We start from the raw sequence: 17,800 nt of genomic DNA, 5'->3' as shown, positions 1-17,800 counted from the left end.
GGTCAAAGACGCCCGCCAATGCCAGGGAGCCACCATGAGAGCTCTGCCCGCAGAAGACAACGAGCGCACCACCGCGAGACGAATGAGAGTGCGGTTCGCGCAGAGGTGGCGTGCTGTCGCCGGGGCGTTGATCGCCCTCGCCGTCACTCTCACCACGGTCCCGGTCGTCGACGACGCCCACGCCGCCGCCATCAGCACATCCAGCGGTACCAACCAGCAGCCGCAATTCATCAAGCCCGGTGCCGGCGCCCGCGACGTGCTGTCCCAGGTGCACACGGCTGGCCGCGTCAAGGTCAGTGGCGACACCGTCCAGTACAGCTGGCCCGGCGTCTACTTCGAGGGCCGGTTCCGGGGCACCGGGGTGGGCATCGTGCTGAACGACTCGGCTGCCGACTACACCGTCCAGATCGACGGCGCGACCGTCGCCACCCTCGTGACGCCCGGTCGGACCACCCGGTGGGTCAACGGCCTCAGCGACGCCGAGCACACCGTACGCCTCGTCAAGCGTAACGAGAGCCCGTGGAGCACGAGCGAGTTCGGCGGGTTCGTCGCCGCCCCGGGAGGCGCGATCCTCGGCAAGCCAGCGGGCCGCACCCGGCAGATCGAGTTCATCGGCGACTCGTTGACCGTCGGCTACGGCAACACGTCCACCACCCGGGAGTGCCCCGGCGATCAGGTCAGCCGCACCACGAACACCGACCTCAGCTATGGCGCCTTGACCGCCCGCGACCTGTCCGCCGACTATCAGGTCAACGCGTTCTCCGGCAGAGGCATGGTGCGCAACTACAACGGCGGCGAGCCGGGCACCAGCTATCGCACCTACTACGACCGGGCGCTGCTGAACGTGACCGGCGACGTCTGGGATCCCGGTACCTGGCGGCCGCAGCTCGTCGTGGTCTACCTCGGCACCAACGACTTCTCGACCGCCCTCAACCCCGGCGAGCCGTGGGCTTCCCCGGAGAGCCTCGCCGCCGACTACCGCACCGCCTACGGCGACTTCGTGCAGAAGCTGCGGACCCGGTACGGCTCCAGCACGACCATCGTGGCTGTCGGCGCCGGCTCCTTCGCGGACGACGTCCAGCAGGTGGTGCAGGAGCGTACCGGCGCGGGCGACAGCCGGGTCCGGTACTGGTTCCTCGACAACACCGGCCTGGACTTCCTCGGCTGCGACTGGCACTACTCCACCCGCGACCACCAGATCGTCGCCGACCGGTTCAGCACGTTCGTCAACGGCCTCGGGCTGGACTGGTAGCGGAGAGGCCCGCGGCCTAACGGCCGCGGGCCTCCCGGTCGCCGTCGACGTAGTACCAGCGCCCGTCCTCGCGGACGAACCGGCTGGTCTCGTGCAGGCTGCCCCGCTCGCCGGTAGCCGGGTAGCGGTAGAAGGCGGTGAACTCGACGACGCCGGTAGTGTCGAACGGGCCGCCCCGCTCCGTGTGGTGGATGTCCAGGCGGCGCCACTGCTCGTCACCCAGCCCGGCGGTGTCGGGCCGGGTCTGCGGCGCCCAGGTGGCCAGCACATAGGCGTCGTCCCCCACCGCGAACGCGGAGTACCGCGAGCGCATCAGCGCCTCGGCGGTCGGAGCCGTAGCGGCGCCGGAATGGTAGCGCCCGCAGCAGGCGCCGTAGGTGTCGCCGGACAGACAGGGGCAGCGGTCGTCGTCATGCACCCGACGATCCTCGCACTACGCGAACGTCTCGTGCCCCAGCACTGCCAGCAGGCGGATCTTCTCCTCTGCCTCGGTGCCCGGCGCCGGCGTCAGCACCAGGAGCGCCTGCGACTGGTCCTCGGTGAACAGCGCCTGGCAGTCGACGTCGATCCGGCCGAGCTCGGGGTGCAACAGCGTCTTGTGGTCCTCGAACCGGCGCGCCACCTCGTGCAGCTCCCAGACGCGGACGAATTCGTCGCTCTCCCGCAGCAGAGCCTGCAGCACCTCGTCGGCGAGCGAGCCCGGGCCCGCGGCGGCGTGCGCCGCGCGCAGGGAGGAGACCTGGCTGCGGCCCTGCCGGTCGTGGTGCTCGGGCGCGTACACGTTCCGGGACTCCGGGTCCATGAACCACCGGTAGGCGGAGGCGCGGGCCAGGCCGGTCGTCACCGGCTCGCCGAAGACCGCCTCGGCGAGCCGGTTCTGCACGAGCGTCTCGCCCAGGCCGGACAGGATCAGGGCCGGCGAGTCCTCGAGCCGGTCCAGCACGCGTAGCAGGGGTGGCGCCACGTGGGACTCGAGCGGCAGGCGCCGGGGCACGCCGTGGCCAGCGAGCCGGAAGACGTAGTCGCGCTCCTCGGCGGTCAGCCGCAGGGCGCGGGCCAGCGCGGCGAGCATCTGCTCCGACGGCTGCGGCCCGCGCTGCTGCTCCAGCCGCGCGTAGTAGTCCACGGACATCCCGGTGAGGGCCGCGACCTCCTCGCGGCGCAGCCCGGTTGCCCGACGGCGCGGCCCGGGCACCAGACCGACGTCGGCCGGGCGCAGGGCTTCGCGGCGTCGGCGGAGGAAGTCGGCGAGGGCTGCACGGTTCATGTGCCTATCGTGCGCCGCACCCGCGACCGGAGCCAGGGATCGGCGATCCCTGGTTCACCGGGTCTCTCCCGCCGTCGGCGCGGGCGCTGCACGGTGGAACCATGAACATCACCGGTAACACCATCTTCATCCCGGGCGGGACGCGCGGCATCGGACTCGCCCTCGCCACCCGCCTGCAGGCCAAGGGCAACACGGTGATCATCGGCGGGCGCAGCGCCGCCGCGCTGGACGCCCTGGCCGCCGAGCACGGCTTCGCGACCGTGCGGATCGACACCATGGATCCGGACTCGATCACGGCAGCGTCCGCCGAGGTGATCCAGCGGTTCCCCGAGGTGAACGTGCTGGTCCCGATGGCCGGGATCATGCGTGCCGAGGACTGGCGCTCCCCCGGCTTCCTGCAGGACGCCGAGGAGACCGTCATCACGAACGTGCTCGGCCCGATCCGCCTGATCGCCGCGTTCACCGAGCACCTGCAGTCCCTGCCGGGCGCGACGATCGTCACGGTGGCCTCGGGCCTCGCACACGTCCCGCTGCGCGTCACGCCGACGTACAACGCGACCAAGGCCGCCGTCCACAGGCTGTCCGAGACCATCCGGCTGCAGTTCGCGGGCACGAGCGTGTCCGTCCTCGAGCTGGTGCCGCCGTCCGTGCAGACCGAGCTCATGCCGGGCCACGACACGGACCCGCACGCGATGCCGCTCGACGAGTACGCCGACGAGGCCATGGCGCTCCTGGAATCCCAGCCGGACGCGCACGAGATCCAGGTCGAGCGGGTCAAGTTCCTGCGCTACGCCGAGGTCCGGGGCGACTACGACCAGGTACTGGCGATCCTCAACGCGACCGACCCGATCGCGGCAACCCCCGTCCCCGCGAGGTAGGACCAGGGCGAGGTAGGGCTCTGGCGAGGTAGAACCAGGGCAAGGTAGAACTGCAGCGCCACTGCGGTCCTACCTCGCCAGAGCCCTACCTCGCCAGAGTCCTACCTCGGCGGGAGGGTGGTGGTCAGGGATGTGGCGCCCGGACCGTCCAGCGTGATCTTCGCGGCGCCGCCTCCGCCGCCGGCCGGCTCCAGGCGGTAGTCGCCCAGGAAGCCAGAGAACCGCACCCGGCCCTCGGCGTCGGCGCACAGCGTGGTGGGCGGCAGCCACCACTCGTCCTTGACCAGCCCGCGCAGCCGGTCGGACGCCGGCTTGCGCGACCCGTCGGCCCGCAGCAGACCGCCCGGGGCGCCCAGCCACATACCCCGGTCGGACAGGCCCCAGTACGTCATGGCCTCCACGCTCGGGTGGGACAGCAGTGTCCGGTAGTGCCGCTCGACCTCGTCCGCCTGCCGCTCCTCGCCCTCCGGCGTGGACGGCCACGACTCGACCTGCCAGTCGTTGAGGTCCACGACGTGGCCCGGCATCACGTCGCCCGACAGCAGCGTCGTCTCCGTGAAGTGGATCGGGATGTTGTAGCGCGAGAACCGGTCCAGGATCGCGAGGGTCTTCTCCTCACCCCAGTAGCCCTGGTGCATGTGGCTCTGCAGGCCGAGCCGGTCGATGGGGATCCCAGCCTCCAGCACCGCCTCGATGAGGCACTCGTACGCCGTCGACATGTCGAAGTCGTTGAGCAGCAGCGTCGCGGCCGGGTTCTCCGCGCGGGCCTCCTCGAACGCCATCCGGATCATCTCGACCCGGCCCTTGACCCGCGCCAGGGGCGTGATGGCGTTCTCCTCGGCGGTGAACACGGGCATGATCACCACCTCGTTGATCGCGTCCCACGTGTTGATGACGCCGCGGAACGCCGCGACGTCGCGCCGGATACGCTCCCGCTGCAGCCGCTCCACCTCGGCGTCGGGCAGCCCGAGGAGCCAGCCTGGCTGCACCGTGTGCCACACGAGCGGGTGCCCCTTGACGACGACGCCGCGCTCGGCGAACCAGCGCGCCGCGCCGAGCAGCGGCTCGGTCCGCGGCGCCCCGCGCTCGGGCTCGAACGTACCCCAGTAGAACGGGAGCGTGGTCTGGTTGAAGACGTCGAACCACGCGGCGGCGAGCCGGCCGTCGTACTCCGGGTCCTGCGAGGTGTCGTTCGCGAGGTCCATGAGGTCGAACCCGATGCAGCCGAACAGGAACGCGTGCCGGGTCTGCCGCACGACGACGTCGTGGCCGGCCAGCGGCGCACCGTCCGGTCCGCGCAGGGTCACGGTGGCATCGGCGCGCCGGTGCGCCAGGCTCGGGTCGGGTGTGCGTCCGTCGTCGGGCGCGGTGAAGAGAGAGGTCACGCGCCGACCCTAGCGGCGGGGCTCATCGCCCCGGAGTCACCACGAGGAGGTCGCCCACCTCGCACTGGAGCACGTCGCAGACCGCCGTCAGCGTGGAGAACCGGATCGCGCGGGCCCGATCGTTCTTGAGCACCGACAGGTTCACCACCGTGACCCCGACCAGCTCCGCGAGCCTCGCGAGCGTCATGCCGCGCTCCTCGAGCAGCTCGTCGAGCCGGCAGTGCACGCGCCCGTCGCCGTCCTCCACGGGCATCAGACGAGGCCCTCAGTGTCGCGCTGCAGGCGAGCGCCACGCCGGAACGCGTACCAGACGGTGCCGAGCATCACGCCCGCCGCGAACAGGACCCAGTCGGTCTCCATCCTCTGGCCGACGTCGACACCGACGCTCCCCAGGGCGCTCCTCGCGGCCATCACCTGCAGTGCCGGAATCGCCACGGAGCCCAGCAGGAGCGTGAGCGCCGTGACCTTCATCGCCCGCAGGCTCCCCTGGGCGAAGACGTCGCCCCTCCCGAACGACGTGCCGAGCACGGCGAAGCACACGGCCACCATCATCAGCACGAGCGTCGGCAGCAGCGCGGCGGTCAGCACGACCGCGAACCGCACCGGACTGAGATCGGAGACCCGGATCACCGCCTCGGTCGCCTGGGCCGTGGCGGTGCCGCCCAGCAGCACGTCGTGCGGCGTGCTCGCGAGATCGACCGGGACCGGGACGTCGCGGTTGGGCAGGATCCGCACCAGGTCACGGACGATGAGCCCCAGCCCGACAAGGACGCCCAGGCCGCCCGCGAGCGCCATCACCTCGAAGTTTCGTCGCTGATCGTTGAGCCGATCGATCATCGTCACCGCCCCCTTGCCATATCGTTTATCGATACTATCGAAACACGATATGGCGGGGCGGTCAACAAGGACGACAGAAATGACCATGCACCTGCTGCCGGTCCGGCGAGGATCCTGGCAGCAGGCGCATGGTCATTTCTGTCGTCTCGACAGGCTCGACCACCGGGGTGGCGGGCCGGCAGCGGCGCCCGTTACGTCGCCGCCGGCTCCTCCACGACCGGCGCCGCGAACTGGCTCGCGTACAGCCGCGCGTACGCGCCGTCGGCCGCGAGCAGGTCGTCGTGCGAACCCTGCTCCACGATGTCGCCGTGCTCCATCACGAGGATCACGTCGGCGTCGCGGATGGTGGACAAGCGGTGCGCGATGACGAACGACGTCCGGTCCTTGCGCAGCCGGTTCATGGCCTCCTGCACCAGCACCTCGGTGCGGGTGTCCACGGACGACGTCGCCTCGTCGAGCACGAGGATCGCCGGGTCGGCGAGGAACGCCCGCGCGAGCGTGAGCAGCTGCTTCTCGCCCGCGCTGACGCTGGAGCCCTCCTCGTCCACGACGGTGTCGTACCCGTCGGGCAGCGTCCGCACGAACGGGTCCACGTGCGTGGCCCGGGTGGCGGCGAGGAACTCGTCCTCGTCGACCGCCGCGCCGTCGGGCACGCCGTACCGCAGGTTCTCCTCGATGGTGCCCTTGAAGAGCCAGGTGTCCTGCAGCACCATCCCGATCGACGAGCGCAGGTCGTCGCGCGACATGTCGCGTGTGTCGACGCCGTCGAGCGTGATGCGCCCGCCGTCCACCTCGTAGAACCGCATGAGGAGGTTGACCAGGGTCGTCTTGCCGGCGCCCGTGGGGCCGACGATGGCGATGGTCTGGCCCGGCTCGGCGACCAGGTTCAGCCCGGTGATGAGCGGCTGGTCGGGCGTGTACGAGAACTGGACATCCTCGAACGCGACCCGGCCGCGCACCGGCTCCACCTTCTGCGACTCGGCCGGATCGGCCGACTGCTCGGGCGCGTCCAGGAGATCGAACACCCGCTCCGCGGAGGCGACGCCGGACTGCAGCAGGTTCATCATCGAGGCGACCTGCGTGAGCGGCTGCGTGAACTGGCGCGAGTACTGGATGAACGCCTGCACGTCACCCAGCGACAGCGTGCCGGACGCCACGCGGAGCCCGCCGATCACCGCGACGATCACGTAGTTCAGGTTCGCGAGGAAGCCCATCGCGGGCTGGATGGTGCCCGAGATGAACTGCGCCTTGAAGCTCGACGAGTACAGCGCGCCGTTCTCCTTGGCGAACACCTCGGCGGTGGCCTCCTGGTGCCCGTAGACCTTCACGAGCGCGTGGCCCGTGAACGACTCCTCGATGTGCGCGTTCAGGCGCCCTGTCGCCGCCCACTGCTCGACGAACTGCGGCTGGCTGCGCTTGGCGATCTGCGCCGTCAGGATCACCGACAGCGGCACCGTCACCAGCGCCACGAGTGCCAGGATCGGCGAGATCCAGAACATCATGCCGAGGACGCCCACCACGGTGAGCGCCGCCGTGACGAGCTGCGCGAGGGTCTGCGTCGTCGTCTGGGCCACGTTGTCGATGTCGTTGGTGACGCGCGAGAGGATCTCGCCGCGCTGCTTGGCGTCCACGTACGACAGCGGGATGCGGTGCAGCTTGGCCTCCACCTCGTCGCGCAGGTTCCGCATGGTCCGCTGCACGACGCCGGTGGTGATGCGCGCCTGCAGCCAGCCGAACAGGAACGCCCCGAGGTACGCCGCCACGACCCAGCCGAGGGTCTGCATCAGCAGCGTGAAGTCGATGCCCTGACCGGGCACGACGCCGGGGACGCCGGACAGCAGGTCGGCCATCTGGTCCTCACCCTGCGCGCGCAGCCCGTCGATGGCCTGCTCCTTGCTCACGCCCGCGGGAAGCTGCGCCCCCACGAAGCCCGCGAAGATCACGTTCGTCGCGTTCCCGAGCAGCTTGGGGCCGAGCACGGTGAGCGCCACCGAGCCGATGCCGAGAATCATGAGGACCACGACGTTCAGCCGCTCGGGCCGCAGCGCGCCCGCGAACCGGCGCAGCGATCCCTTGAAGTCCATGGGCTTCTGCACCGGCATACCCATGCCCATACCCATCGGTCCGCCTCCACCAGGGCCGCGCCCTGGCGGCGGCCCGCCCGCGGGGGCCGACGGCGCGGCCTTGGTGTCCGCTCCCTTTGCCTCGCCCTGAGGCTTGTCCTCCGCGCTCACGCCGCCTCCTCCAGGCTCATCTGGGACGTCACGATCTCCTGGTACGTCGGGTTGTCAGCCAGCAGCTCCGCGTGCGTGCCCCGGCCGACGATGCGGCCGTGGTCGAGCACCAGGATCTGCTCGGCGTCGCGGATGGTCGCCACCCGCTGCGCGACGACGATCACCGTCGCGTCGCGGGTCTGCGGCCGCAGGGCCGCCCTCAGCCGCGAGTCGGTGGCGTAGTCGAGGGCGGAGAAGCTGTCGTCGAACAGGTAGATCCGCGGCTTGCGGATCACGGCCCGCGCGATCGCCAGCCGCTGCCGCTGCCCGCCGGAGAACGTCGCACCGCCCTGCGCCACCACCGCCTCGAGCCCGTCCGGCATGGCCTCGACGAAGTCGCGGGCCTGCGCCACCTCGAGCGCCGCCCACATCTCCTCCTCGGAGGCGTCGGGCTTGCCGTACCGGAGGTTGTCCGCGACGGTCCCGGTGAACAGGAACGCCTTCTGCGGCACCAGCCCCATGAGCGAGCCGAGGTCGCGCTGCGTCACGTCGCGCACGTCGATGCCGTCGACACGCACCGTGCCGCCCGTCGCGTCGAACAGGCGCGGCACCAGGTTCAGCAGCGTCGACTTGCCGGAACCCGTCGAGCCGATGATCGCCGTGATCTGGCCCGGCTCGGCCGCGAAGGTCAGGTCGTGCAGCACCGGCGCCTCGGCGCCCGGGTAACGGAACTCGACGTCCTCGAAGGTGACCCGGCCGCGGGGGGCGGGGACGCCGTCGTAGTCGGCCCCGGTGGTCGAGCCGGTCGAGACCAACGCGACCGGCGACTCCGGGTCGACGACGGACGACTCGGTCTCCAGGACCTCCCCGATCCGCTCCGCCGCGACCGAGGCGCGCGGGATCATCATGAAGATCATCGTCGACATCATCACGGCCATGAGGATGTACATGATGTAGCTGAGGAACGCCGTCAGGGAGCCGATCTGCATGTCGCCCGCCTGGATCTCGCGCGCGCCGAACCACAGCACGAGCACGGACGCCATGTTCATGATGAGCATGACCACGGGGAACGTGAGGGCCATGAGGCGGCCGGCGCGCAGCGAGGTGTCGAACAGCTCCTCGTTCACGACGCCGAAGCGCTCCTTCTCGCGGCGCTCCCGCACGAACGCGCGGACCACGCGCAGACCGGTGATCTGCTCGCGCAGCACGCTGTTGATGGCGTCGATGCGCTTCTGCATGCGCCGGAAGTGCGGCACCATGCGCCACACGATGACGCCGGCCGTGGCGGCCAGCACCGGCACGATGATCAGCAGCAGCCCCGACATCGTGACGTCCTCGGCCAGTGCCAGGATCACGCCGCCGACCAGCATGATCGGCGCCATCACCATGATGGTGAACGTCATCAGCACGGTCATCTGGACCTGCTGGACGTCGTTGGTGCCGCGCGTGATCAGGGTCGGCGCGCCGAACTGGGCCATCTCCCGCGCCGAGTAGGTCTGCACGGTGTGGAACAGGTCGCGCCGCAGGTCCCGGCCGAAGGCCGTGGCGACCTGCGCGCCGAAGTAGACGGCGACCACGGAGGCGACGACCTGGCCCAGCGACACGACGAGCATCCAGCCGCCGGTCCGCCAGATATGACCGATGTCGCCGACCACCACGCCGTCGTCGATGATGTCCGCGTTCAGGCTGGGCAGATACAGGGCCGCGAGCGTCTGCACCAGCTGCAGGACGAGCACCGCCACCACCGCCCAGCGGTACGGGCCCAAGTACTTTCGGGCGAGCGTGACAAGCATTAAAAACAGTTCCCTTCGAGGCTGGGGGCTGGAGAACCAGGGGTGGGGACGCCCGGTGCCGCAGTACTGGAGGCTGCAGTGTCGGGACGGTGAGGGCCAGGCTTTTTGCCGGGACGCTTTTCCTCGGGGCCGGCGAGCCCGTTCACGAGGGCGTCGGCCAGGACGTCGGCGGGGACCGCCGGCAGCAGGTTGTCGAACCGCGTGTGCGCGCCAGCGATGGCGGACTCGATGAGCGAGATCGCCACGTCGACGGGGACGCGCAGGCGGTGGAGGTCGGGCGCCAGGACCGCGGTGATGCCCTCGACGGTAGCCTCGTGCTGGCTCAAGCGCTGAGCCATGAACTTGTCGCGGAACGCGGTCATCCGCTGGCGCGAGGTGTCGTCGTCGACCGGGGGCAGGGCCGCCTGCAGGTGGCGCAGCACGGACATCCACCGCATGGCCTCGGCCGTGCGGTCGCGGCCTGTCTCGATCACGAGCTCCAGCCGGCGTTCGAGCGGCAGGGCGGTGTCGATGGCGGTGAGCTCGGCGAGCGCCTGCTCCGGCCCGGCCGCGCGGTGCAGCCCTTCGACCGCTACCGCTCCGACCAGCGCGGTCTTGTCGCCGAACGCCCGGAACAGGGTGCCCTCCGCGACGCCGGCGGCCTGCGCCAGCTCGCGGGAGGTGACGTCGTTGCCCCGCTCCGCGACCAGCGGGAGCACCGAGTCGATGATGGCCGCCTTGCGGTCCTCCGGCGCCATGCGTGGCGCCCGAGGTCGTACGTTGTCCATGCCGCGACGCTAAATGAGTGAGCACTCACTCCGCAACTTCTTTTGCTGTGAGCGTGATCGTTGCGCCTAGAACGGGCGCGCGGTAGCAACGGTCACGCCCACAACAAGAGGGGGCATGGGGGAAGCCCCCGGTGCGAGCACCGGGGGCTTCCGTGAACTGCTGGCGTCTGCCGGCTCTGGTCAGCCGGCCGGCGGTGCCGGGGGCACCGGCGGGGGCGGCGTCGACTCGCCGCCCGGGCGCTGGCCGCGCTCGGTGCGCGGGTCGAACGGCTCGCCCGACCGGGTGCCGGCGCTCGTCGCGTCCGCCACGGCGGCCTCGGCCTGGCGCTGGGCCTCGGCCAGGGCCTCGCCCGGGTCCTGCAGCAGCGGCTTGTCGAGGACCGACGTCGTCGGCTGCCCCGGCTTCGGCCCGCCCGACGGGTCGTCGTCGGGCGGGGTCGGGATGCCCGGCGTACCGCCGAAGCCCTTGGCGATGTTGCCCAGCGCCGCCGTGAACTCCGTGGGGATGACCCAGGTGGTGTTGGACGTGCCGTTCGCGATCTGCGGCAGCATCTGCAGGTACTGGTAGGCCAGCAGCTTCGGGTCGGCGTCACCGCGGTGGATCGCCTCGAAGACCTGGATGATCGCGCGCGACTCACCCTCGGCCCGGAGGATCTGCGACTGCGCATCACCCTCGGCCCGCAGGATCTGGGACTGCTTCTCACCCTCGGCCGTGAGGATCGCGGACTGCTTGACACCCTCGGCCGTCAGGATCGCGGCACGACGGTCGCGCTCGGCGCGCATCTGCTGCTCCATCGCGCCCTGGATCGAGGGCGGCGGCTCGATCGACTTGAGCTCGACGCGGTTGACGCGGATGCCCCAGCGCCCGGTCGCCTCGTCGAGCACGCCGCGGAGCTGACCGTTGATCTGGTCACGGCTGGTGAGCGTCTGCTCCAGGTCCATCGCACCGATGACGTTACGCAGCGTCGTGACGGTCAGCTGCTCGATCGCCGTGATGTAGTTCGCGATCTCGTAGACGGCGGACTTGGCGTCCGTCACCTGGAAATAGATGACGGTGTCGATCTCGACCACCAGGTTGTCGCTGGTGATCACCGGCTGGGGCGGGAACGACACGACCTGCTCACGCAGGTCCACGCCGGCGCGGACCCGGTCGACGAACGGCACCAGCACGTGCAGGCCGGGGTCGAGCGTCTTCGAGTACCGGCCCAGGCGCTCGACCACGAGCGCCACCGACTGCGGAACGATCCGCACCGCGCGGATCACCGCGACGATGCCGACGATCACGACCAGGGCAATGATCAGATAGAGCAGGACTTGCCCGAATTCTGCCACGACGTCTCCTTACGCGGGCGCCTTGGCCCGCACGGACGGTTTTCACGCTTCTGACTTGAACAGCAAGCTTCTGACTTGTCTGGGACTACTTCATGCAGGGACTACCTCAAGAGGCGCGTCCAGGCGCCAGCCGCCTACGCCGGCTCGACGGCAGGCTCGACCACAGCGGTCGCGCCATCGATCTGGACGACACGAACGCTAGTGCCGGCGGGCAGCAGAGGCGAGCCGGGTACGGCCCGTGCGCTCCACACCTCGCCGCTGAGCTTGATCAGCCCCGACGCGGTGCTGACCTCCTGGACTACCGACGCCGTGCGGCCCACGTTCGCCTCGGCATTCGTGGGCGCCTTCGGCGTGTTGTTGCGCAGGTGCCGGATCAGCGTGGGCCGAAGCGTCACGAGCAGCACCACCGATGCCACCACGAAGACGACGGCCTGCACCCACAGCGGGGTTCCGGCCCCGTTCGCGACGGCCGCGGCCAGCGCGCCGCCCGCGAACATGATGAAGACGAAGTCCAACGACAAGAGCTCGATCAGCGCGAATACCAGCGCGGCGCCTACCCACCACAACCAGTCCATGGGTGCTCCCTCCGAGCGTCCACTCCGGCCGGTGACCGGTCGCCGACGGAACCTCTCCGCCGACGGGTCCTCGCGGTGAATCTACCGCCACCTCGGACCTTTGCCCGGACTTTACCAAGGTCCACTGACACAGTGGTAGCGAAATCAGTGTTTCAACTTGGTTTCTTTAATGCGCTGAGCATTTCAGGTCCGGCGTCGGCCCGCGGGGCGGAAAAGAAGGTCAGCGAGCGGCGCGCGCGAGCCAGCGACCGCCGCCGTGCGCCACGATGAGCGGCAGCCCGAACGCGGCCGAGAGGTTGTCCGCGGTGAGGACCTCTTCGATCGGCCCGGCCGCCTGGATGCCGCTCTTCTTCATCAGCAGCAGGTGCGTGAAGCCCGGCGGGATCTCCTCGACGTGGTGCGTCACGTGCACCAGCACCGGCGAGGCGGGATCGCCCGCGAGCTCGGACAGCGCGCCGACCAGCTCCTCGCGGCCGCCCAGGTCGAGGCCGGCACCGGGCTCGTCGAGCAGCAGCAGCTCCGGGTCGGTCATCAGCGCGCGGGCGATCTGCACGCGCTTCCGCTCACCCTCCGAGAGGGTGCCGTACGTGCGGTCGATGAGGTGGTCGACGTCGAACGCCGCCAGCAGGTCCTTGGCACGCTGCTCGTCGAGCTCGTCGTAGCTCTCGTGCCAGCGCCCCGTCACGCCGTAGGCGGCCGTCAGCACGACGTCGCGCACGGACTCCGCCGTCGGCAGGCGTTCGGCGAGCGCGGCGCTCGAGAGCCCGATACGCGGGCGGAGCTCGAACACGTCGACCTTGCCGAGCGTCGCGTCGAGGATCGTGGCGGTGCCCGACGTCGGGTGGAGGCGCGCTGCGACAATCTGGAGGAGAGTTGTCTTGCCCGCACCGTTGGGGCCGAGCACGATCCATCGTTCCCCCTCGTTCACCTGCCAGTCCACGGAATCCAGGATGGTCGAGGTGCCGCGACGGACGGTGACGCCCGCAAGGTGGAGAACCGAACTCATGGGACCCGACACTACCTGACAGAGCGGCTCTGAACTGTGGTGTTCATGGCCGCCACCCAAGCCCCGAGGAGGAGTCATTTACAGTTCTGCGGTGGACACCGATCAGGACCTCCCCCGGAGCGTGCTGCTCGCCCTGTGGCTACAGGGCGTGGGCGACACCTCGGACGCCGTGAAGTCCGTGGTGGGCGACGACGAGCCGCACACCGTGGAAGGGCTACCCGGCTTTGCCGACGGCACCGACCTCGACACGCTCTTCACCGCCTGGACGACGGGGCCGCGCGAGGCCTGCGCGCTGCTGCCCGCGCCCGGCGACCCGGCGGGCGTGCCGGCGGTCGCCAACCTGGAGGCCACCGAGGCCGGCGAGTGCGTGGTGGTCACGACGCCCGCCGGGAGCTGGGCGGCGGTGCCGCGGGTGCAGGCGTTCGGCAGCCACATCGAGCCCGGGCACATGGTGACGTGGCACGTGCTGGAAGTGCCCGCGTGGACGACGCTGCTGCACGGCGCCATCGGCTCGATCGCCGACGCCGAGCGGGAGCTGCGCACGAGCCTGATGACCGCGACGGACGCCCTGGACCAGCTCGACGTCGCCCGCTGGCGCGACGACGCGGCCGACGCGATCGAACGGATCCGGGCCGCGAGCACGTCGTCGTGGCCGGTGCCGCACCTGGACGGCCGGCGCGCCCGCGTGCTCGATCTCGCCAGCCGCCTGCGCGCCATCGTCGCCCTGGGCACGGTGGACGACGGCGGCGCGGTGAACGTCTTCCAGGTCGACCAGCGGTCGACGGCCCTGCGCGAGGTGGACCGCACGGCCCGCCACGCGATGAGCGCGGCAACCTACGGCCGGGTCGCCTGACCCCTTGGCTGTGGGCGTGATCGTTGCGCCTAGAACGGACGGTTAGTCGCAACGGTCGCGCCCACAACCAAGTCAGGTCTGGTCGAGCACCTGGCGGTAGACGTCCATCGTGCGGTCGCCGATCGCCGTCCACGCGAAGTGCTCCTCAGCCCGACGGCGGCCGTCGGCCCCCATCATCGCCGCGCGCTCGCGGTCGGTGGCCACGCTGGTGAGCGCCGCCGCGAGGTCGGCGACGAAGCGGTCGGGGTCCAGCGGCGTGCCCGTGCCGTCGTCGGCCTGCTCGACGGGGACCAGCAGGCCGGTGACGCCGTCGTCGACCACCTCGGGGATGCCGCCCGTGGCGGTGCCCACCACGGGCAGGCCGACGGCCATGGCCTCGAGGTTCACGATGCCGAGCGGCTCGTAGACGCTCGGGCAGACGAAGACCGTGCACGCGGCCAGGACGGCGATGAGGTCGGGCCGCGGGAGCATCTCCTCGATCCAGACGACGCCGGTGCGCGACACGCGCAGGCGTTCGACCAGGCCTACGACCTCGGCCATGATCGCCGGCGTGTCGGGCGCGCCCGCGCACAGCACGAGCTGCACCTCCGGTGGCAGCTCGGCGGCGGCCCGCAGCAGGTACGGCAGGCCCTTCTGCCGGGTGATCCGGCCGACGAACACGACAGCGGGCCGGTTCGGGTCGATCCCGTAGCGGCGGGCGGTCGTCTCGGCGGCGGCCCGCGCCGCGGCGTCGTCCGCGGCGGGACGGCGCCAGCCCGACAGGTCGATGCCGTTGTGCACCACGTGCACCCGCTGCGGGTCGAGCTCGGGGTAGACGCGCAGGATGTCGGCGCGCATCCCCGCGGAGACGGCGATGACGCCGGCGGCGCCCAGGTAGGCGGTGCGCTCCGCCCAGGACGACAGGGCATAGCCGCCGCCGAGCTGCTCGGCCTTCCAGGGCCGGAGCGGCTCCAGGGAGTGCGCGGTGACGACGTGCGGCACCCCGTGCAGCAGGCCGCCCAGGTGGCCGGCCATGTTGGCGTACCAGGTGTGCGAGTGGACCAGGTCGGCGCCCGCGACGTCGTCCGCCATGACGAGGTCCGTGCCCAGGGTGGCGAGAGCCGCGTTCGCGCCCGAGAGCGCCGCCGGGGTCACGTAGCCGGTCACGCCGGACGCCTCCGTCGCGGCGTCGCGCGGGCCGTCGAAGCAGCGCACCCGCACCTCGGCGTGCTGCGCCAGGACGGCGGCCAGCTCGGCCACGTGCACGCCCGCACCGCCGTACACGTGCGGCGGGAACTCGCGGGTCAGCAGGTCCACGCGGAGGCCGCCGTCGGGCCGGGGCGCGGGCCCGGGGACGGGTACGGGATGGGGGGCAAAGCCGGAGGCGGCATCGACGTCGGACACGTGGCCAAACCTAGCGCGCGCGAACTCACAGCGCGCCACCTGACGGACCAGGCCATAAGGGCTTAATGTCACCGTATGGCTTCCGCCCCCCGCGTCCTCGCGATCGTTCTCGCCGGTGGCGAGGGAAAGCGGCTGATGCCGCTGACCGCCGCCCGCGCCAAACCCGCAGTCCCCTTCGGCGGCATCTACCGTCTGGTCGATTTCGCCCTGTCCAACATCGTCAACTCGCGTTACCTGCACGTCGTCGTGCTGACGCAGTACAAGTCCCACTCGCTGGACCGCCACATCTCGAAGACCTGGCGTATGTCGCCGCTGCTGGGCAACTTCGTGGCCCCTGTCCCGGCGCAGCAGCGCGTCGGCAAGCACTGGTATCTCGGCAGCGCCGACGCGATCTACCAGTGCCTCAACATCATCGACGACGAGCGGCCCGACATCGTGGTCGTGGTCGGTGCCGACCACGTCTACCGCATGGACTTCTCGCAGATGGTGGACGCGCACATCGAGTCGGGGGCGCGCGCGAGCGTCGCCGCGATCCGGCAGCCGATCGGCATGGCCGACCAGTTCGGCGTCATCGACGTCGACCCCGCGGATCCCACGAAGATCCGGGAGTTCCTGGAGAAGCCCACCGACGTGGCGGGCCTGCCCGACTCCCCCGGCGAGATCCTCGCCTCGATGGGCAACTACGTGTTCGACGCCGACGCGCTGGTCGAGGCCGTCACCAAGGACGCCGCCAACCCCGACTCCCGGCACGACATGGGCGGCGACATCATCCCCGCGTTCGTCGCCGACGGCGAGGCCGGCGTCTACGACTTCATCCGCAACGACGTGCCCGGCTCCACCGAGCGCGACCGCGGCTACTGGCGCGACGTCGGGACCATCGACTCGTTCTACGACGCGCACACCGACCTCATCGCCGTGCACCCGATCTTCAACCTCTACAACTACGACTGGCCGCTGTACACGGGCTACACGGGACTGCCGCCGGCCAAGTTCGTGCACGCCGGGCCGGGGCGGATGGGGCACGCGGCGGAGTCCATCGTCTCGCCGGGCGTGCTCATCTCGGGCGCGCAGGCCGCGGGGTCGGTGCTCTCCCCCGGGGTGCACCTGCACTCCTGGTCGAACGTGTCCAACTCGGTGCTGATGGACGACGTCCAGGTGCACCGGTACGCGCACGTGCACAGGGCGATCGTGGACAAGAACGTGGTGGTCAACGAGCGGGCCCGCATCGGCGTGGACCACGACGAGGACCGGGCCCGCGGCTTCACGGTCACGGAGAGCGGCCTGGTAGTAGTCCCGAAGGGCACGGTAGTCGACTGACCCTTGGTTGTGGGCGGGATCGTTGCGCCTAAAACGGGCAGACAGTCGAAACGATCACGCTCACAACCAAGGTCGGAGCGAGACGGTTGCTCGTAGGGGCTGAGCGGTCCGGCACACTTGTGCCCGTGAAGCGACTCATCGTGACCGACGTGGACTCGACCTTCTTCCGCCAGGAGGTCATCGAGCTCATCGCCGAACATGCGGGCACCCGCGAGGAGGTTGCCGCCGTGACCGAGCGGGCGATGCGCGGCGAGCTCGACTTCGCGGCGTCCCTGCGCGAACGGGTGGCAACGCTGGCCGGGGTGCCCGTCGAGGCCCTCGACAAGGTGCGTGCCGCCGTCGAGCTGACGCCGGGTGCCAAGGAGCTGGTTGCCGAGTGCCAGGCCCGCGGCTGGGCGTTCGGGCTGGTATCGGGCGGTTTCGCGGAGATCGTCGAGCCGATCGCCGCCGAGCTCGGGATCGAGCTCCTGCGGGCCAACCGGCTGGAGGTCGCGGACGGCGTCCTGACCGGGCGGACCGTGGGCCCCGTCATCGACCGCGAGGCCAAGGCCGCGACCCTGCGCGAGTGGGCCGCCGCCCTGGACATCCCGCTCGCGCACACGGTCGCCGTCGGCGACGGCGCGAACGACCTGGGCATGATCGAGATCGCCGGCGTAGGCGTGGCGTTCAACGCCAAGCCGGTGGTCCGCGCCCAGGCCCCCCACTCGATCGAGACCCGTCTGGACGCCGTCCTGGACCTCCTCTGACCGGTCGTCCGCCCTGGCCAAGGGCGCCACACGCTACGAGCTGCGCGCCGGGTGGGACGCGCCGTTCACCGGCGTCCGGGTCGCGGCCGGTGCGCCGGACGACCTGCTGACCCGTTGCCGCTCCCTCGCCACAGTCCTCGACGAGGGTGTCGCGTTCTCCCACGTCACCGCACTTCGGCTGCTCGGCGTCGAGGAG

General features: G+C 70.7%; 17 protein-coding genes. 5 read left to right on the top strand and 12 right to left on the bottom strand.

The window, feature by feature from the left end; genetic code table 11:
- The first annotated feature begins 34 nt into the window (after nucleotides 1–34).
- Nucleotides 35–1,252 carry an SGNH/GDSL hydrolase family protein gene (locus EW117_RS13770; RefSeq protein WP_242504282.1) on the top strand — a complete coding sequence of 406 codons (1,218 nt, stop codon included), beginning with the start codon at nucleotides 35–37 and terminating at the stop codon, nucleotides 1,250–1,252.
- Between the two features lie 16 nt (nucleotides 1,253–1,268).
- Here EW117_RS13770 and EW117_RS13765 read toward each other — a convergent pair whose 3' ends face one another.
- Both EW117_RS13765 and EW117_RS13760 read right to left on the bottom strand, forming a co-directional pair.
- The gene (locus EW117_RS13765; RefSeq protein WP_129787271.1) at nucleotides 1,269–1,670 is read right to left on the bottom strand and encodes a YchJ family protein; all 402 of its coding nucleotides are present in this window, start codon (nucleotides 1,668–1,670) and stop codon (nucleotides 1,269–1,271) included.
- Between the two features lie 15 nt (nucleotides 1,671–1,685).
- Nucleotides 1,686–2,519 carry a helix-turn-helix transcriptional regulator gene (locus EW117_RS13760; RefSeq protein WP_129787270.1) on the bottom strand — a complete coding sequence of 278 codons (834 nt, stop codon included), beginning with the start codon at nucleotides 2,517–2,519 and terminating at the stop codon, nucleotides 1,686–1,688.
- A 101-nt stretch (nucleotides 2,520–2,620) separates the two neighbouring features.
- Here EW117_RS13760 and EW117_RS13755 point away from each other — a divergent pair, with 101 nt between their 5' ends.
- Nucleotides 2,621–3,397, top strand: coding sequence for an SDR family oxidoreductase (locus EW117_RS13755; protein ID WP_129787269.1), 777 nt, complete (start codon nucleotides 2,621–2,623; stop codon nucleotides 3,395–3,397).
- A 101-nt stretch (nucleotides 3,398–3,498) separates the two neighbouring features.
- Here the strand turns inward: EW117_RS13755 and EW117_RS13750 are convergent, their stop codons facing one another.
- From EW117_RS13750 to EW117_RS13710, 9 genes are all read right to left on the bottom strand, one after another.
- Nucleotides 3,499–4,782, bottom strand: a complete 1,284-nt coding sequence (locus EW117_RS13750) for an endo-1,4-beta-xylanase (RefSeq protein ID WP_207211864.1) — start codon at nucleotides 4,780–4,782, stop codon at nucleotides 3,499–3,501.
- Nucleotides 4,783–4,804: 22 nt separating this feature from the next.
- Entirely contained in the window at nucleotides 4,805–5,035 is a 231-nt protein-coding gene (locus EW117_RS13745; RefSeq protein WP_129787268.1) for a helix-turn-helix domain-containing protein, read from the bottom strand.
- Nucleotides 5,035–5,619, bottom strand: a complete 585-nt coding sequence (locus EW117_RS13740; protein WP_165362687.1) for a hypothetical protein — start codon at nucleotides 5,617–5,619, stop codon at nucleotides 5,035–5,037. The genes EW117_RS13745 and EW117_RS13740 overlap by 1 nt, the downstream gene beginning before the upstream one ends.
- Before the next feature lie 191 nt (nucleotides 5,620–5,810).
- Entirely contained in the window at nucleotides 5,811–7,853 is a 2,043-nt protein-coding gene (locus EW117_RS13735; RefSeq protein ID WP_165362686.1) for an ABC transporter ATP-binding protein, read from the bottom strand.
- A complete protein-coding gene (locus tag EW117_RS13730) occupies nucleotides 7,850–9,625 on the bottom strand; it encodes an ABC transporter ATP-binding protein (RefSeq protein WP_165362685.1) in 1,776 nt (591 codons plus the stop codon). Before EW117_RS13730 ends, EW117_RS13735 begins: the two co-directional genes overlap by 4 nt.
- Nucleotides 9,625–10,392 carry a TetR/AcrR family transcriptional regulator gene (locus EW117_RS13725; RefSeq protein WP_129787266.1) on the bottom strand — a complete coding sequence of 256 codons (768 nt, stop codon included), beginning with the start codon at nucleotides 10,390–10,392 and terminating at the stop codon, nucleotides 9,625–9,627. Before EW117_RS13725 ends, EW117_RS13730 begins: the two co-directional genes overlap by 1 nt.
- A gap of 180 nt (nucleotides 10,393–10,572) precedes the next feature.
- On the bottom strand, nucleotides 10,573–11,724 hold the full coding sequence (locus EW117_RS13720) for an SPFH domain-containing protein (protein ID WP_129787265.1): 1,152 nt from the start codon (nucleotides 11,722–11,724) through the stop codon (nucleotides 10,573–10,575).
- Nucleotides 11,725–11,858: 134 nt separating this feature from the next.
- Nucleotides 11,859–12,299 carry an NfeD family protein gene (locus EW117_RS13715; protein ID WP_129787264.1) on the bottom strand — a complete coding sequence of 147 codons (441 nt, stop codon included), beginning with the start codon at nucleotides 12,297–12,299 and terminating at the stop codon, nucleotides 11,859–11,861.
- A gap of 220 nt (nucleotides 12,300–12,519) precedes the next feature.
- Entirely contained in the window at nucleotides 12,520–13,305 is a 786-nt protein-coding gene (locus tag EW117_RS13710; protein ID WP_129787263.1) for an ABC transporter ATP-binding protein, read from the bottom strand.
- Nucleotides 13,306–13,396: 91 nt separating this feature from the next.
- Here EW117_RS13710 and EW117_RS13705 point away from each other — a divergent pair, with 91 nt between their 5' ends.
- Nucleotides 13,397–14,158 (top strand): hypothetical protein, encoded by a 762-nt coding sequence (locus EW117_RS13705; protein ID WP_129787262.1) that lies wholly within the window; start codon nucleotides 13,397–13,399, stop codon nucleotides 14,156–14,158.
- A 72-nt stretch (nucleotides 14,159–14,230) separates the two neighbouring features.
- On the opposite strand, the gene glgA is transcribed toward EW117_RS13705, so the two are convergent.
- Nucleotides 14,231–15,454: a glycogen synthase gene (gene glgA, locus EW117_RS13700; protein ID WP_207211873.1), complete on the bottom strand. Its 1,224-nt coding sequence runs from the start codon at nucleotides 15,452–15,454 to the stop codon at nucleotides 14,231–14,233.
- Nucleotides 15,455–15,616: 162 nt separating this feature from the next.
- On the opposite strand from glgA, the gene EW117_RS13695 reads away from it, so the two are divergent.
- Nucleotides 15,617–16,858 (top strand): glucose-1-phosphate adenylyltransferase, encoded by a 1,242-nt coding sequence (locus tag EW117_RS13695; RefSeq protein ID WP_129787261.1) that lies wholly within the window; start codon nucleotides 15,617–15,619, stop codon nucleotides 16,856–16,858.
- 119 nt (nucleotides 16,859–16,977) lie between these two features.
- The gene (serB, locus tag EW117_RS13690) at nucleotides 16,978–17,604 is read left to right on the top strand and encodes a phosphoserine phosphatase SerB (RefSeq protein WP_129787260.1); all 627 of its coding nucleotides are present in this window, start codon (nucleotides 16,978–16,980) and stop codon (nucleotides 17,602–17,604) included.
- The last annotated feature ends 196 nt before the right edge of the window (nucleotides 17,605–17,800 follow it).

It is taken from the genome of Promicromonospora panici (genome assembly GCF_900608595.1).
Classification (GTDB): domain Bacteria; phylum Actinomycetota; class Actinomycetes; order Actinomycetales; family Cellulomonadaceae; genus Promicromonospora; species Promicromonospora panici.
This window is presented reverse-complemented; position numbering and strand designations above follow the sequence as displayed.